At 44.4% G+C, this 17491-nt stretch carries 14 protein-coding genes; 3 read left to right on the forward strand and 11 right to left on the reverse strand.

Annotated elements, in window-relative coordinates; translation table 11 throughout:
- From rffA to trxA, 10 genes are all read right to left on the reverse strand, one after another.
- Positions 1 to 1131: a dTDP-4-amino-4,6-dideoxygalactose transaminase gene (gene rffA / locus WDV74_RS15455; RefSeq protein WP_338883691.1), complete on the reverse strand. Its 1131-nt coding sequence runs from the start codon at positions 1129 to 1131 to the stop codon at positions 1 to 3.
- Positions 1118 to 1846 carry a dTDP-4-amino-4,6-dideoxy-D-galactose acyltransferase gene (gene rffC / locus WDV74_RS15460; RefSeq protein ID WP_338883693.1) on the reverse strand — a complete coding sequence of 243 codons (729 nt, stop codon included), beginning with the start codon at positions 1844 to 1846 and terminating at the stop codon, positions 1118 to 1120. The genes rffA and rffC overlap by 14 nt, the downstream gene beginning before the upstream one ends.
- Positions 1824 to 2705: a glucose-1-phosphate thymidylyltransferase RfbA gene (gene rfbA, locus WDV74_RS15465; RefSeq protein WP_338883694.1), complete on the reverse strand. Its 882-nt coding sequence runs from the start codon at positions 2703 to 2705 to the stop codon at positions 1824 to 1826. The genes rffC and rfbA overlap by 23 nt, the downstream gene beginning before the upstream one ends.
- An 18-nt stretch (positions 2706 to 2723) precedes the next feature.
- A complete protein-coding gene (gene rffG, locus WDV74_RS15470) occupies positions 2724 to 3794 on the reverse strand; it encodes a dTDP-glucose 4,6-dehydratase (RefSeq protein WP_338883695.1) in 1071 nt (356 codons plus the stop codon).
- Entirely contained in the window at positions 3791 to 5053 is a 1263-nt protein-coding gene (gene wecC, locus WDV74_RS15475; protein ID WP_338883697.1) for a UDP-N-acetyl-D-mannosamine dehydrogenase, read from the reverse strand. The genes rffG and wecC overlap by 4 nt, the downstream gene beginning before the upstream one ends.
- On the reverse strand, positions 5050 to 6180 hold the full coding sequence (wecB, locus tag WDV74_RS15480) for a UDP-N-acetylglucosamine 2-epimerase (non-hydrolyzing) (RefSeq protein WP_338883698.1): 1131 nt from the start codon (positions 6178 to 6180) through the stop codon (positions 5050 to 5052). Before wecB ends, wecC begins: the two co-directional genes overlap by 4 nt.
- A gap of 71 nt (positions 6181 to 6251) precedes the next feature.
- Positions 6252 to 7322, reverse strand: coding sequence for an ECA polysaccharide chain length modulation protein (wzzE, locus tag WDV74_RS15485; RefSeq protein ID WP_338883700.1), 1071 nt, complete (start codon positions 7320 to 7322; stop codon positions 6252 to 6254).
- 29 nt (positions 7323 to 7351) lie between these two features.
- On the reverse strand, positions 7352 to 8440 hold the full coding sequence (gene wecA, locus WDV74_RS15490) for a UDP-N-acetylglucosamine--undecaprenyl-phosphate N-acetylglucosaminephosphotransferase (RefSeq protein ID WP_338883701.1): 1089 nt from the start codon (positions 8438 to 8440) through the stop codon (positions 7352 to 7354).
- A 350-nt stretch (positions 8441 to 8790) separates the two neighbouring features.
- Positions 8791 to 10050, reverse strand: coding sequence for a transcription termination factor Rho (gene rho / locus WDV74_RS15495; RefSeq protein ID WP_338883703.1), 1260 nt, complete (start codon positions 10048 to 10050; stop codon positions 8791 to 8793).
- 758 nt (positions 10051 to 10808) lie between these two features.
- A complete protein-coding gene (trxA, locus tag WDV74_RS15500; RefSeq protein WP_338883705.1) occupies positions 10809 to 11135 on the reverse strand; it encodes a thioredoxin TrxA in 327 nt (108 codons plus the stop codon).
- A gap of 119 nt (positions 11136 to 11254) precedes the next feature.
- Here trxA and rhlB point away from each other — a divergent pair, with 119 nt between their 5' ends.
- Both rhlB and gppA read left to right on the forward strand, forming a co-directional pair.
- A complete protein-coding gene (rhlB, locus tag WDV74_RS15505; RefSeq protein WP_338883707.1) occupies positions 11255 to 12538 on the forward strand; it encodes an ATP-dependent RNA helicase RhlB in 1284 nt (427 codons plus the stop codon).
- Positions 12539 to 12586: 48 nt separating this feature from the next.
- Positions 12587 to 14095 carry a guanosine-5'-triphosphate,3'-diphosphate diphosphatase gene (gene gppA / locus WDV74_RS15510; RefSeq protein ID WP_338883709.1) on the forward strand — a complete coding sequence of 503 codons (1509 nt, stop codon included), beginning with the start codon at positions 12587 to 12589 and terminating at the stop codon, positions 14093 to 14095.
- A 59-nt stretch (positions 14096 to 14154) separates the two neighbouring features.
- Here gppA and rep read toward each other — a convergent pair whose 3' ends face one another.
- Positions 14155 to 16182: a DNA helicase Rep gene (rep, locus tag WDV74_RS15515; RefSeq protein WP_338883711.1), complete on the reverse strand. Its 2028-nt coding sequence runs from the start codon at positions 16180 to 16182 to the stop codon at positions 14155 to 14157.
- A gap of 171 nt (positions 16183 to 16353) precedes the next feature.
- On the opposite strand from rep, the gene WDV74_RS15520 reads away from it, so the two are divergent.
- Positions 16354 to 17469: a class II histone deacetylase gene (locus WDV74_RS15520; protein WP_338883713.1), complete on the forward strand. Its 1116-nt coding sequence runs from the start codon at positions 16354 to 16356 to the stop codon at positions 17467 to 17469.
- Positions 17470 to 17491: the final 22 nt, after the last annotated feature.

Consider the following 17491-nt stretch of genomic DNA (forward strand, 5'->3'; position numbering starts at 1 on the left):
TCAGGCGAAAAATTCCTTGATACGATCGATAACGATTTGCTGTTCTGTATCAGTGATGTTGTAGAACATCGGTAAGCGAACTAAGCGGTCACTTTCGCGGGTGGTAAAGCGATCTTCGCCGTGGAAACGGCCACATTTCTCCCCCGCTGGGCTGGTATGCAATGCCACGTAGTGGAATACGCTCAGGATACCATTCTCTTTCATGTAACTATTAAATGCACTACGCTCTTCTACATCTTTGAGCTTGATATAGAACATATGGGCATTGTGTTCCAAGCCTTCCGGGACAATTGGCAAAGCTAAATGCCCCGCGTCTGCTAATGGTTTCAGGGATTGATAGTAGTTATCCCACAAGGTCAGACGACGCTGGTTAATTTTTCCAGCAAGTTCCAGTTGTGCCCACAGGTAAGCCGCTTGCAAATCAGACAACAGATAGCTGGAACCGATATCACGCCATGTGTATTTGTCGACCTGTCCGCGGAAGAATTGACTGCGGTTAGTGCCTTTCTCCCGAATGATTTCGGCGCGGGCAATCATGGAACTATCATTGATTAATGTTGCCCCACCTTCACCACCGGCTGAATAATTTTTGGTTTCATGAAAGCTAAAACAGCCAATATGTCCAATTGTGCCTAATGCACGGCCTTTATAGGTAGACATGACGCCCTGTGCGGCATCTTCTACTACATACAGGTTATATTTTTTTGCCAGTGCCATGATGGCATCCATTTCACAGGCTACACCCGCATAATGCACAGGTACGATAACACGGGTTTTTTCTGTAATGGCTGCTTCAATTTTGTTCTCATCAATGTTCATGGTATCAGGACGAATATCCACGAACACAATAGTTGCACCACGCAGAACAAAAGCATTGGAAGTCGAAACAAAGGTGTAGCTCGGCATGATGACTTCATCACCCGGTTGGATATCCAACAATATTGCCGCCATTTCCAGTGAAGCTGTACAAGAGGGTGTCAGTAATACCTTCGGGCAATTAAAACGCTGTTCCATCCACGCTTCACAACGTTTGGTAAATTCTCCATCACCACACAACTTACCGCTAGCCATCGCCTGTTGCATGTATTCAAGTTCAGTGCCGACCACCGGTGGTTTATTAAATGGAATCATTTCGTCCTCTGTATAACCAATATGCGGTGCTTTCAATGATGGCACCACGACGTGTATAAAGACGCAACGCAGCGATATTACTTATTTGCGTAGCCACTCTCAGCCATTGTATCTGATGGTTATGACACCACTGTTGCGCCGCCGACATTAATGTTTTGCCAATCCCTTGATGATGATTGCCCGGTACAGCAGCCAGTAAGCCAATGCGTGCTTCGCTGTTACCTATGTCCCTTAAGGTGACAAAGCCCGCTATTTGACCTCGTTCATCATGGATAAGCAGGCATTCATGATCAAATGTGCCTAAAACAGCTTTTTCAACCCAAGCAGCGTAGAACCTCCCACTATCATCCTGTTGATACCAGGGTGCACGGAAGCGGCTGGAGGTGAATACACGCGCTGCAACAGCCTTCAATACGGGGATATTTTCTTGTTTTGCCGAAATGGCTGCTCTTCCCGTATAAATGCCAGGAATATCTCTCGCCTCAATCGATAACCGTAAATCAACCTCACCTTCAACCAGTGAAAATCCGAAGGCAGAAAGCCCATCGATAATGTCCGTTTGCTGGGCCGCCACTTTGGCTTGTACCAATGTATATTGGTCCAAATCAGCAACCGTCAACACTGCCGCTTCCGACGAAAAATTCAGGCGAGCTGTAGATAAATCAAAAAACTGGCTTTCCCAGGCCAAAGGTTCAAGGTTGGCGTGAATAGACATTGAGCAAATCCATCAGATAGTTGCCGTAACCTGTTTTCGCCAAGTCCGTGGCCGCTATTTTCAATTGCTCCTCACTGAGCCAACCATTACGCCATGCGATCTCTTCCAGACACGCAATCTTAAAACCTTGCCGTTTTTCGACGGTCTGAACAAAAGTACTGGCTTCAATCAGGCTGTCATGCGTCCCTGTATCCAACCAAGCGAAACCACGCCCCAATAATTCAACGTTCAATTCACCACATTCCAGATACATCTGGTTAATACTGGTGATTTCCAGTTCCCCACGCGTAGAAGGTTTTACTTGTCTGGCGAAATCCACGACTTTGTTGTCGTAAAAATAGAGGCCAGTCACCGCCCAATTAGATTTAGGCTGTACAGGTTTTTCTTCTATGGAAAGTACCCGATATTGCCCGTCAAATTCGACTACGCCAAATCGTTCAGGATCCATCACTTGGTAACCGAATATTGTCGCTCCTGTTCTTCGGCCGGCGACATGTTGTAGTTTCGGGCTAAACGCTTGACCAAAAAAGATATTATCACCCAATACCAGACAGCAAGCATCATTGCCGATAAATTCTTCGCCAATCAGGAATGCCTGCGCCAGACCATCAGGTGAAGGCTGTTCGGCATAACTAAGGTGAATACCAAATTGTTCGCCACTGCCTAATAATCGCTTAAAAGCGGGTAAATCTTCCGGTGTCGAGATGATCAGAATATCGCGTATGCCCGACAGCATTAAAACTGACAGCGGATAATAAATCATCGGCTTGTCATAAATTGGTAATAACTGCTTTGATATACCACGTGTTATTGGATACAAACGGGTGCCAGAACCCCCAGCCAGTATAATTCCTTTCATCTGCTCCCCCTGACGGGTTTATTCATTTCCTAGTCCAAGTCGTTCCCCTGCATAAGAGCCATCCTGGACTCTTCTCCACCAACTCTCATTTTCCAGATACCATTGTACAGTTTTGCGAATGCCGGATTCGAACGTTTCTTCAGGAGTCCACCCTAATTCACGCTCAATTTTCGCCGCATCAATCGCATAACGCATATCATGTCCTGGGCGATCCGTTACGTGGGTAATAAGATCGCGATAATGCTCTACCCCAACAGGTTTTTCAGGACGTAACTCCTCCAACAATTCACAAATCGTTTCCACAACCTCAATATTTCGGCGCTCATTATGTCCACCGATATTATAGGTTTTGCCAGGTTCCGCCTTGGTGGCCACCAGATACAATGCCCGCGCATGATCTTCCACATAGAGCCAGTCACGGATTTGCTCTCCCTTGCCATAAACCGGCAAAGGCTTGCCTGCCAGCCCATTTAGGATCATCAATGGGATCAATTTTTCAGGGAAATGATAAGGACCATAGTTATTAGAACAATTGGTGATCACGGTCGGTAAGCCATAAGTACGGCGCCATGCCCTAACCAGATGATCGCTGGACGCTTTTGACGCAGAATAAGGGCTGCTTGGCGCATAAGGTGTGGTTTCCGTAAAGAAACCATCTTCACCATGCAAATCGCCATATACTTCGTCTGTTGAAATATGGTGGAAGCGGAATTGGGTTTGTTTTTCCTGATCCAACTGTTGCCAAAATGCACGAGCCGCTTCCAACAAAGTATAAGTGCCGATGATATTGGTTTCGATAAAAGCGGCCGGCCCATCAATGGAACGGTCGACATGGCTTTCTGCGGCCAAATGCATGACAGCATCCGGTTGATATTGCTGGAATACACGATCTAAAGCATCACGCTGGCGGATATCAACCTGCTCAAACGCATAGCGGGGATGGTTGGCAACAGGAGCCAGTGATTCAAGATTACCGGCATAAGTCAGGCTATCAACGACAACGACACTATCTTCAGTTTGATTAATAATGTGGCGCACAACCGCAGAACCGATAAAACCTGCTCCACCTGTAATAAGAATACGTTTCAACGCCAAACTCCTTTTGTATCAACAACCCATTTTTGTTTTATGGCAGAACCATGAATGGCTTTAAACTGGCTATGATCCACCAGCATCAAGACAACATCAGCCTGCTTTAATGCCTGGTTGACATCCATCAATTCAACCCTATCTTTCAGTGAATTAGGCAGTTCATGCACATTGGGTTCAACCACGATAGTTTGCCCTACATGCCACTGTGCAACCATTTTTGTAATATAAACAGCCGGACTTTCCCGCAAATCATCAATGTTTGGCTTGAAGGCCAAGCCAAAACAGGCAATTTTAATTTCATTTGCCCGTTTACCACTCTCAGCCAAACAGTCAGCGACTGTGGCTTTCACTTGATCTACAACCCATAGCGGCTTGCCATCATTCACCAAACGCGCAGTATGAATTAAACGGGACTGCTCAGGGTTCTGGGATACGATGAACCACGGATCGACAGCAATGCAATGTCCCCCTACACCAGGGCCAGGTTGCAAAATATTTACTCGTGGATGGCGGTTTGCCAGACTAATCAACTCCCACACATTGATTCCCTGTTCGGCACAGATCAAGGAAAGTTCGTTGGCAAAAGCGATATTAACATCTCGGAAACTGTTCTCTGTCAGCTTGCACATTTCCGCTGTTCTGGCATTGCTGATAACACATTCACCTTCAAGGAAAATATTGTACAACTCACTCGCCCTGCGGGAAGACTTGGCTGTCATGCCCCCGACGACACGATCATTTTTGATCAACTCCACCATCACTTGCCCCGGCAAAACACGCTCAGGGCAATAGGCGATATCGATATCTGAGTTTTCACCCGCTTGTTGAGGGAATGAAAGATCTGGACGTACCGCGGCTAACCATTCAGCCATCTGCTCTGTCGCACCAACAGGAGAAGTGGATTCCAAAATAACCAAATCGCCTTTTTTCAAGACGGGTGCTATTGATTCCGCTGCAGAACGCACATAGGCCATATCGGGTTCATGCTCCCCTTTGAAGGGCGTCGGAACAGCAATCAAAAAAGCATCCGCAGCTTGTGGAACCGTCACGGCTTTCAAAAAGCCTTCTTCTACCGCAATTTTTACTATCTTATCTAAATCAGGTTCAACGATATGAATCGAACCACGGTTAATCGTCTCTACCGCATGTTGATTAACATCCACGCCAATCACCCTCTTTTGTCGGGAGGCGAATGCCGCTGCGGTAGGTAAACCGATATAACCCAGACCGATAACAGAAATTGTTTCAAAACTCATAATGTCACCTGATTTTTTCTCAATGCTTCAAGAATTCGCTGGCAAGCCCGGCCATCACCATAAGGATTATGGGCATGGCTCATTTGTTGGTAGGCGTTAACATCCGTCAATAGACGCGTAACTTCCGCAACAATGGTTTGTGTTCCTGTTCCCACCAGTCGTACTGTCCCCGCATCAACCGCTTCAGGTCGCTCAGTGGTATCACGCATCACTAAAACCGGTTTTCCCAGAGAAGGCGCTTCTTCCTGAATCCCCCCTGAATCGGTCAAGATTAAATAGGCATGATTCATCAAATAGACGAAGGGCAGATAATCCTGTGGTTTGATAAGGACAACGTTATCAATGTCATGCAAAATGCGCTTAACGGGTTCACTGACATTCGGATTCAAATGAACCGGATAAACTATCTGGACATCAGGATGCGTTCTGGCAATCTGTGCCAATGCTTCACAAATACGCTCAAACCCTTTACCAAAATTTTCCCGGCGATGACCTGTTACCAAGATCATTTTTTTATTTAGGTTAAGGAAAGGATAAAGCTCGCTAAACTGCCCATACATGGCTTCATCATTCATGATGCGATCACGCACTGATAACAGGGTATCAATTACCGTATTGCCTGTAACAAAAATACGGTTTTCCGCAATGGATTCTTTTAAGAGATTATTCCGGGAGTTTTCCGTCGGTGCAAAATGGTACATGGCCAAGTGCCCAGCAATCTTACGGTTGGCTTCTTCCGGCCATGGAGAATAAAGATCCCCTGTTCTTAAGCCAGCTTCAACATGACCTACTGGAATATGCTGATAGAAAGCGGCCAGACTCGTTGCCATGGTGGTTGTTGTGTCACCATGCACCAATACCACATCGGGTTTGAATTCTTCTAATACAGGCTTTATACCTTGCAAGATACGACATGTGATATCCGTCAGATCCTGCCCTTTTTGCATGATATTCAGATCAAAATCCGGCGTTATCCCAAACAGATGCAATACCTGATCCAGCATTTCCCGATGCTGAGCTGTGACACACACTTTTGCTTCAAAGGCAGCATCCATAGCCAACGCATGTACCAACGGAGCCATTTTAATGGCCTCCGGCCGAGTACCAAACACAGTCAACACTTTCACAGTGACTCTCTTATTTTGTCAATCATTGCAGATACTTCCAAGAATGGGAATCAAAAACCTATCGTTTATAGTTACTTATATGAACTATCGGGACGAGGACGTCTTACCAACGCGACACCTGCGCCAATCAACATGCCTACAGCTCCCCATAAAATCATCATGAAAACACGGCGAGGACTGTCTCGGTTAACCGGTTCTTCCGGTGTTCTAAGATAGCGGTAAGTTAGGAAAGCGTCCTGCAAAGTCGGACCAACATTTAATGTAGCCAGCATCGCGATATTTTGATCATAATCGATGCTGTAATCAGGACCTGTGGCTTCCAAAGTTTCAATTTGGGCTTGCAATAATGATGTACCCAACATAAACATTTTGGATTCAGGCAGTTCTTCGATAGGAATGTTTGTCTGATTACGGTGAATACCTTGCTTATCAGCTACTTTCAGTGACTGCTGCAAGACATTCAATTCACGATTATATATCGCCTTTGCCACCATCTCCTGACGTTTCACTAACGCTTTCATTGACTGAGTCCGCGTCGCCCACGCCCCTTTGATTTCGTTGTTCAAGTGAGTGCTCGCCCGTTGGTTGGCAAACGCAATATACTGACGCAGAAGTTGATTGGCATCAATGGCAGTTTCTGCTGTCAATTTGATACTGTCATTTGATGATGTTCTATCATCACTGCGCATGATTTTAATATCGTTGATTAATTCATCCAACAATACAGCATCCGCTTTGGCATTCCCTTCCTTACGTTGTTTGTAATACTCAGAATGAAGCCAAAATTCACGACGGGTATCATACGCAGAAACCTGCGTCATGAATTCTTTGTATGCACCGTCTGGAATGGTCGGTAATTGCGCTTCTGGCGAAGCATTGATATGGGTATCTAAATTACGCAAAAATTGTTGTTGCGAATAATAGCTACCCAAATTATTTGTTGTTGGTAAATCCACAATAGCGGTTGCGCTCCATTTTTGTTGCATCAAATAAGATGCCCCCAGAGCGACGGCAGCGAAAATGATTGCCAGTGCGATAATCCATATCTTTCCATGCCACAAAGCATAACACAAAGCCTGAATATCCAGTTCATGCTCTATAGCAGGTTGATCCTGTTTAGATTTCGTTTCTGAGATTATCACTGCACAAAACCCCTTTGATTGTCGATTTTTTAATGATGGCTTGCTGCCCGATTCATACGGCGTTTACACCGCTTAATAAAGCGAGCTACTTTCCACGCTCTTTTGATGCAATAGCCATACAAAATAAATGCAAGCAAAAATAATGCCAACATTATCCACTCAGGAACAAAACTGAGCTTCTCTCCAATGATTCCAATTGATGCTAATAGAGCCGCAGACAAAGTAATCAAAATAAATGACTGACGGGAAGTAAATCCAGAACGCATAATTAAATGATGAATGTGCTGACGATCTGGAGAAAATGGGCTCATTCCCTTACGCAACCGACGGTACATAATAGCAACCATATCCATCAGTGGGATCGCTATGACCCATAATGCTGTCACAGGACTAATAGAAGCATTTGCACCTTGCGTCGCTTCAGTCAATAGCCAAATAATGGTAAAACCGATCAAAGTACTTCCTGCATCCCCCATAAATACCCTGAAACGTTTTCCTAATATGCCAAGATTAAGGAGGATATAAGGCAATATCCCTGCTATAAATGCAAAACACCAAAACGCTAATGCCGTATTGCCACTTTCGTACAACAAAATACCCAATGCACCGAAAGAGACACAAGATAAACCACCCAGCAACCCATCAATACCATCCACCATATTGAAAGCATTGATAGCGGCCCAAACAGCAAATAGTGTCACAACGTAGCTGAATGGCCCGAGTGTCATTTCCCATGGTCCGAATGTATGCCCCAAGCTATTAAGCTTCAGGCCAGCAAAATACATCATACTGATACCAACCAAAGCCTGGATAGTAGCCCGAATCTTCACGCTAATATCAAAACGGTCATCTAAGGCACCGATAAACACTAATATTCCCGCACAAGCCAAATACAACCACTTATGAGGTATAAACTCTTTTGTAATAACAAATGCGAAACAAACACCAAAAAAAACAGATATCCCCCCTACCAAAGGAACTAAACCATGATGACGTTTACGATAATTAGGTTTATCAACCAAACCGATTTCTTTTGCTGCTTTACGAGCTACAAATAAAAATACAAATGAGAATATAAATACGTAGAAAATTTCGATACTCATACTGGGAATATTCACAATAACAACTCTCTATCAAAATTAATGATGGGGCATCTATTATTCATATACTTATGGATGTCCCACTTGACACCAAATCCATAAGTTTCCTGTTAACAAAACAAGACATCCTGACTTATAAAATTACTCAAAATGGACCATACGACCTGTCATGCATGACTCATAATTATAAAATGGTTAGTTAAGAAAAACGCATCTAACCACCCCAAAACCATGCAAAAAATAGACCATTTTGGGGAAACAGAGTAGAATAAGTAATCGATAAAAAAAAACGCCACTTTTTTGTGGCGTCTTAGGTAGTAAATATTATTTATTTACGGATCACTACGGAATTATCTATTTTACAAACACTATGAGCGTTTCATAAAGTCGAAGAACTCTTCATTTGTTTTTGTCATAGCCAGTTTGTTGATAAGAAATTCCATCGCATCAATTTCACCCATCGGATGAATGATCTTACGCAAGATCCACATTTTCTGTAGCTCATCCTGCGCAGTGAGCAGCTCTTCTTTACGTGTCCCAGAACGGTTGTAATCAATGGCTGGAAAGACGCGTTTTTCAGCAATCTTACGGGACAGGTGCAATTCCATGTTACCTGTACCTTTAAATTCTTCGTAAATAACTTCATCCATCTTGGAGCCAGTATCAACCAACGCAGTCGCAATGATGGTCAGACTACCGCCTTCTTCTACGTTACGTGCGGCACCAAAGAAACGTTTTGGTCGATGCAGAGCATTCGCGTCCACACCACCCGTCAAGACCTTACCGGAAGCAGGAACTACAGTGTTATATGCACGAGCCAGACGGGTGATAGAATCCAACAGGATAATAACGTCTTTCTTGTGTTCAACCAGACGTTTTGCTTTTTCGATCACCATTTCAGCCACTTGAACATGGCGAGAGGCGGGTTCATCAAAGGTTGAAGCAATCACTTCACCTTTTACCAGACGCTGCATTTCGGTGACTTCTTCTGGACGCTCATCAATCAGCAACACCATCAAAACGCAATCTGGATAATTATAAGCGATGTTAGCCGCAATATTTTGCAGTAGCATGGTCTTACCCGCTTTTGGTGGGGCAACAATCAGGCCACGCTGACCACGGCCAATCGGTGCGGCCAGATCCAAAACACGGGCTGTCAAATCTTCAGTTGATCCATTACCGCGTTCCATTCGCAAACGGTTGTTAGCATGAAGTGGAGTCAGGTTTTCAAACAGGATCTTACTGCGGGCATTTTCAGGTTTGTCAAAGTTGACTTCATTAACTTTCAACAGAGCAAAATAGCGTTCACCCTCTTTTGGTGGGCGGATTTTCCCTGAAATGGTGTCACCGGTACGGAGGTTAAAGCGGCGGATTTGACTAGGAGAAACGTAGATATCATCAGGACCTGCAAGGTAAGAGCTGTCTGCGGAGCGGAGGAAACCAAATCCATCCTGCAATATCTCCAGCACACCATCTCCGAAAATATCCTCTCCGCTTTTCGCATGCTGTTTGAGAATAGAGAAAATGATGTCCTGCTTACGCATACGAGCCAGGTTTTCCAGCCCCATATTTTCGCCGAGAGTAATCAACTCAGATACCGGCGTATTCTTTAATTCGGTAAGATTCATAATGGTGGGTTCTTTAACTCGGGGTATATCTCGAACTATGAACGTGAATGGTATGGCAGCATTATCGATGCCTGTTTATTTGTACCAGAAACGAATAACACCTACTAACATATTAAATTACATTACAAGGCAATAAGTTTGAAGTACTCAGATTGATTTCAAAATAAGGCTGACAAACTGTCAAAACTATCTTCTAATTATCTATGTACCATATGTTATAACTATCTATAATATAGATACAATTTTACAGTGCAAACACTATTAAAGTTTAACAGTGGACACTATTTCAGCATACACATCTTTCAGCATAAACGTCTTTTTAACATAAGCACTGTTAGCAAATTCTAGACCTAACACCTAGCACAAGAAGGAGAAGGTTCGACATAAAAATGCCTAGGATAAAAACACCCTGCTTAAAGATAATTAGCATTAGGACGCTATGAGTGTACTAAGCTATATACTGGGTTAATCGTATATAGACTCAGAAATTTTACCAAATGCGATATGTCATCAGATACTTCAGGTGACCCAGAGATAACAGATTTATCAGACACTACAAATTATTTAGTATGTAACATGCTTAATGTCAACTCTTTATATCAATAAGCCTTTATACCGAATAAAGAATTTATTCAAACTAAGCATCATACAAGCATATGGCCGCTAACTTACCATGCTTCGTAGCGGACGTCTAGCGGTCAATGAGATAAATCATCTCATACGCCAAACGTCCGTAATTACTGTGACCTGATTCTAAATTAGAGGTGTGGTTCCAAAAACTCTTTCAATTGAGTTTTTGACAAAGCACCTACTTTTACTGCAACCTTTTCACCACCTTTAAACAGAATCAGTGTTGGAATACCACGAATACCGTATTCTGGTGCTGTTGCTGGATTATCATCAATGTTCAGCTTGCCAACTGTCAGCTTTCCTTCGTATTCTGTAGCAATTTCATCCAGAATAGGGGCTATCATTTTACAAGGACCGCACCATTCAGCCCAAAATTCAACGAGAATAGGACCTTGTGCTTTCAAAACATCGTTTCCAAAGCCAGCATCAGTCAGAGAAATAATATTCGCACTCATTTTTTGCTCCAAAAGTAATATCTTTTACAGTGTCAGTGTACATTAACCAACATAAGGGTGTCTTTATTTCAACGGATACACTTTCTTAAAGCAATAGTTAACTGATATTCTACCTTACTATGAGCAAAACACATTTGACAGAAAAGAAGTTTTCCGACTTCGCATTGCACCCCAAGGTCTTAGAAGCCCTTGAGAAAAAGGGGTTTTCCAACTGCACGCCGATACAGGCGCTAACATTGCCTTTAACTGTCGAAGGCCGAGATGTTGCGGGGCAAGCACAAACCGGAACGGGCAAGACGCTGGCATTTTTGGCGTCTACTTTTAATTACTTGTTGACTCATCCTGCAAAGAAAGAGCGTAAAACTAATCAGCCAAGAGCGTTGATTATGGCACCTACCCGTGAATTGGCGGTGCAAATCTACTCTGACGCAGAAGAATTGGCACAAGCCACTGGGTTGAGAATGGGTCTTGCCTACGGCGGCGATGGCTATGATAAACAGCTTAAGGTTTTGGAAGCTGGCGTCGATATCGTCATTGGCACAACAGGGCGTTTGATCGATTACGCAAAACAGGGCCATATCCATCTTGGTGCCATTCAAGTTGTGGTACTTGATGAAGCAGATCGCATGTATGATCTAGGCTTTATCAAAGATATTCGTTGGTTGTTCCGCCGACTCCCTGCGGCCTCAGAAAGAATGAATTTGCTGTTTTCCGCAACTCTCTCTTATCGAGTGCGTGAACTGGCTTTTGAGCAGATGAATAATCCTGAGTATGTGGAAGTGGAACCGCTGCAAAAGACAGGACACCGCATTCAGGAAGAGCTATTTTATCCTTCCAACGAAGAAAAAATGCGCCTGCTACAGACTCTGCTGGAAGAAGAATGGCCTGATCGCTGCATCATTTTTGCCAATACCAAACACCGTTGCGAAGATATCTGGGCCCATCTGGCTGCTGATGGTCATCGAGTTGGTTTGCTGACTGGTGATGTTGCACAAAAAAAACGTCTGCGTATTCTTGAAGAATTCAGCCTGGGTAATTTGGACATTCTGGTTGCCACAGATGTTGCCGCCCGTGGTCTGCATATCCCATCGGTGACACATGTATTTAATTATGATCTACCGGATGATTGTGAAGATTATGTTCACCGGATTGGCCGGACAGGCCGTGCTGGAGAAAGCGGCCATTCCATCAGCCTGGCGTGTGAAGAATACGCGCTGAACTTAACGGCCATTGAAGAATATATTCAGCACCAGATACCTGTTAGCAAATATAACAGTGATGCATTACTAAAAGATCTGCCAGTACCTAAGCGCCGTAATCGCACACGCTCAGGGGGACATCCTCGGCGTACCGGCATACCACGCCGTGGCAATGCAACACGTAACAGTAAACGCCCAAGCTAAAAATTGAAATAACACGATGCTGAAACAACACAGGCCGGAATAAATACTATGCTGAGTACTTCTTCTCTTTATGCGGCTATTGATTTAGGCTCAAACAGTTTTCATATGCTGGTCATCCGTGAAGTATCCGGCAGCATTCAAGTCGTTACTCGCATAAAACGCAAAGTCAGGCTGGCTGCCGGATTAGATAAAAATAATCATTTATCACAACAGGCAATGGAACGGGGATGGCAGTGCTTGCACCTCTTTTCCGAATATTTGCAAAATATTCCTGCCTCACAAATCCGTGTTGTTGCTACCGCAACCTTGAGGCTGGCAGAAAATTCAGATGAGTTTGTCAAAAAGGCCTCAGAAATATTAGGCAAGCCCGTTCATGTGATCAGCGGCGAAGAAGAAGCTCAGCTAATTTATCAAGGTGTTGCTCACACAACTGGTGGGTCTGAAAATCGGCTTGTCGTAGATATTGGTGGTGCCAGTACCGAGTTGGTCACTGGTGTTGGAGCCAAAACCAATCAGCTTTTCAGCCTTGAAATGGGCTGTGTTACCTGGCTGGAACGTTATTTCAATGATCGCCGCCTGACAGCAGAAAACTTTGCCAGCGCAGAAGCTGCTGCGCACGATATTCTCAGCCCAGTTACTGCTAAGCTGCTTAAGCAAGGCTGGAACATTTGCGTAGGAGCTTCCGGCACAGTACAAGCCTTGCAGGAAATCATGATTGCCCAAGGTATGGATGAATTGATCACCCTACCCAAACTCCAGCAACTTAAACATCAGGCAATTGAATGCGGCAAGCTGGAAGAGTTGGAAATTGATGGGCTGACACTGGAACGGGCGTTGGTTTTTCCAAGTGGATTGGCCATCTTGATCGCTATTTTTCAGGCATTGGATATCGAAAATATGATACTGGCAGGCGGCGCGCTACGTGAAGGCCTGGTTTACGGGATGCTGGATGCGCCGATTGAACAGGATATTCGCGCAAGAACCCTGTGCAATATTCAGCATCGCTTTCAATTGGATATTGAGCAGGCACAACGTGTCAAACAGTTAGCCGAAAATTTTTTCCAACAAGTTGCCAAGTCATGGAAATTGGACAAACGTTGTCGCGAATTATTAGGTGGTGCCTGTTTGCTCCATGAAATAGGCCTGTTTATTGATTTCCGTCAGGGGCCTGCACATTCCGCTTATTTGATAAGCCACCTGGATCTGCCCGGCTATACCCCTGCCCAAAAACGACTGTTGGCTACGCTATTGAGAAATCAAAGCGGCCCGGTGGATCTAGCATCGCTCAGTCAGCAAAATGCTGTGCCATTGATACAGGCACAACGGTTATGTCGCTTATTGCGTCTGGCAATTATTTTCGCTAACCGTCGGCGGGATGACACTTTGCCTGCATTACGATTACAGGCGGAAAATGAAACGCTCATTATCACTTTGCCTTATCAATGGCAGATAAAACATCCACTCAGAACTGAAGCATTACAGCAAGAAATGAAATGGCAGAGTTATGTCCAATGGTTGTTGTTGCTAGAGGAACAAAATAACTCTCGTTTAGGCTGAAATTTTTACTTTATTCCCCTGTACTTATCCGTAAATGCAGGGGATTATTATCGAGCTATCTATTTGCCGTTTCTCAGTCCGAGCCCCAGACGGGATTTAATGTCGGCAAGGCGCGATTGCCCCTGTTTCATTCTTTCCTCTGCGCTCATCACTCGCTTACCTTGTGGCCAAGCCAAGTCATCCTGGGGCAATTCAAGCAAGAATCGGCTCGGTTCTGGACGGATAAGTTCACCAAACTGGCGGCGCTCTTTGCTGAGGCTGAAAAAAAGTTCTCTCCGTGCCCGTGTGATGCCGACATAAGCCAAACGACGCTCTTCCTCAATGTTGTCCTCATCAATGCTGCTTTGGTGTGGTAATAAACCTTCTTCCATACCAACCAAAAAAACATAGGGAAACTCCAGTCCCTTGGAAGCATGTAACGTCATTAACTGAACTTGATCCAACTCTGTATCTTCCTCGCCTTTCTCCAGCATATCCCGCAACGTAAAACGCGCCACAACTTGGGAAAGAGACATTGGCTCATTCAAGTCATCTCCTTCAAGCATTTCACTCATCCAAGTGAAAAGTTGGTTGACGTTTTTCATTCTCATTTCAGCCGCTTTTGGGCTGGGGGAGGTTTCATATAACCAGCTTTCGTAATCCATGCCACGCAGTAAGTCTCTCACAGCCAGCAGTGGCTCCCGCTCCGCCTGACGAGCTATTTCGTTCATCCAGTGGGTAAAACGCTGTAATGCCGCCAAACCACGTCCGGTTAAATACTGTTCCAGCCCAAGATCAAAACTGGCTTGATATAAGCTCTTACTGCGACTATTCGCCCATTCGCCCAATTTCTGGATCGTCACTGCACCGATTTCTCGCCGTGGTGTATTGACGATACGTAGAAACGCACTGTCATCCTCAGGGTTGGTCAAAACACGCAAATAAGAAAGCAAGTCTTTAATTTCAGGCCGAGAAAAGAACGATGTTCCCCCTGAAATTCGGTAAGGAATGCGGTTTTGCATCAACATTTTTTCGAAGATACGGGATTGATGATTACCGCGATATAAAATAGCGTAATCTTTATAGTCCGTTTTATTGATGAAGTGATGAGCGATCAACTCCCCCACTACACGCTCAGCTTCATGATCTTCATTGTTCGCTTCGATCACCCTGAGTGGATCACCATATCCCAATTCCGAAAAGAGTTTTTTTTCAAAAACATGGGGATTGTTAGCTATCAGAATATTCGCTGCTTTCAATATCCGCCCTGATGAACGGTAATTTTGTTCCAGCTTAATCACATTCAACTGCGGGAAATCGTCCTTCAATAAAATCAAATTCTGTGGACGAGCACCACGCCATGAATAAATGGATTGATCATCATCCCCGACCACAGTAAAACGTGCGCGATTACCCACTAATAATTTCACCAGTTGATATTGACTGGTATTCGTATCCTGATATTCATCCACCAGCAAGTAGCGAATTTTATTCTGCCAACGCTCCCTAACTTCTTCATCATGCATTAACAGCAAAGTTGGTTTGGTAATCAGATCATCAAAATCGAGGACATTACAACTAGTTAAGTGTAAGTCATAGCGACGGTAACATTCTGCAAACTGGTGTTCTTGCGCTGAGCGTGCCATTCTCATCACTTGTTCCGGCGACATTAAGTCACTCTTCCAGTTAGAAATGTTCGAAGTCAGTTTTTGTAGCAGATCTTTGTCTTCTTGCAGCAAATCCGCAGTAAGATCTTTTAGCAAAGCCATCTGATCTTGATCATCAAATAATGAGAAGTTACTTTTCATTCCCAACGCTTTGTGTTCACGCTTAACAATCTCCAACCCCAAAGTATGGAAAGTCGAGATCATCAGCCCCCGTGTCTCCTTACGACCCAAGGTTTGGGCAACACGTTCTTTCATTTCACGTGCCGCTTTATTAGTAAAAGTGACTGCCGCAATATGGCGAGCCTGATAACCACAGGTGCGGATCAGGTGGGCAATTTTATTGGTGATCACTCGTGTCTTGCCAGAGCCTGCACCAGCCAGAACCAGGCAAGGCCCTGTTACAAATTCAACCGCTTGTTGTTGGTTTGGATTTAATCGCATATTGTTTCGAAAACTATATCAATTTTGATGCTACTGTCATTGAAATACATAGGATCTATTTAACTACATTAATGTTATAACAGCTAATTACGCTTGCTGACATACAATCAATATACCCAATAGATTTCAAGCTATAGTTTGAAAGATAAAGAAAATCAAAGAGGATGTAATATGTTACGTAAAACGGGCTTTTTCTTTGATGAACTCTGTTTCTGGCACAATTCTGGATTATCACACGTTATGACATTTCCTGTTGGAGGATGGGTACAACCTCCCAATGGTGCAGGACATGCAGAATCACCGGAAACAAAACGCAGAATGAAAAACTTAATGGATGTTTCGGGATTAAGTCATTCGTTGCAACTGCGTGGTGCTGAACCTCTTGATGATGCAACGCTGAGACTGGTGCATACCGAAGAGTATTTACAGCGCTTTAAGTCCGTGAGTGATAATGGCGGAGGAATATTAGGTTCAGAAGCACCAATAGGACAAGGCAGCTATGAAATCGCTAAACTATCCGCCGGACTCACTTATGCCGCAGTAAAAACGGTGTTACAAGGCGAGTTGGATAATGCCTACAGCCTTTCCCGTCCCCCCGGACACCACTGCCTGCCAGATCAAGCAATGGGATTTTGTTTCCTTGCCAATATTGCCCTCGCCATTGAGCACGCAAAAGAGCAGCTTGGAGTTGGCCGAGTCGCAGTCATTGACTGGGATGTTCACCACGGCAATGGAACCCAACATATCTTCTGGGAACGTGATGATGTTTTGACTATTTCACTGCATCAAGATGGCTGCTATCCCGAAGGCTACAGTGGCGAGGAAGATATTGGCGCCGGCAAAGGAGAAGGTTTCAATCTCAATATCCCATTGATGGCGGGAGCTGGGCACAATAGTTATCTTTATGCTATGGATCACATTGTGCTCCCGGCATTGCGACGTTACCAACCAGAATTGATCATCATTGCCTGCGGTTATGATGCCAATGCCTTTGATCCTCTGGCACGAATGCAATTGCATAGTGACAGCTTCCGTGAAATGACCCGCAGGGTACAGCAAGCAGCCGATGAACTATGCCATGGAAAATTAGTTATCGTGCACGAAGGGGGGTATTCCGAAGCCTATGTACCTTTCTGTGGATTAGCTGTCATGGAGGAATTAAGCGGTGTGCGCACTAAAGTTAACGATCCGGCCCTGAACATGATCCAAGCACAACAACCGAAAGAACGATTTGAAGCATGTCAGCGACAAGCCATCGATGAATTAAAACTGAAATTCAATTTGTAAGAATGAAAGAGCTACCTGCCCG

The sequence above is a fragment of the Xenorhabdus sp. TH1 genome (genome assembly GCF_037260955.1).
Classification (GTDB): Bacteria; Pseudomonadota; Gammaproteobacteria; order Enterobacterales; family Enterobacteriaceae; genus Xenorhabdus; species Xenorhabdus griffiniae.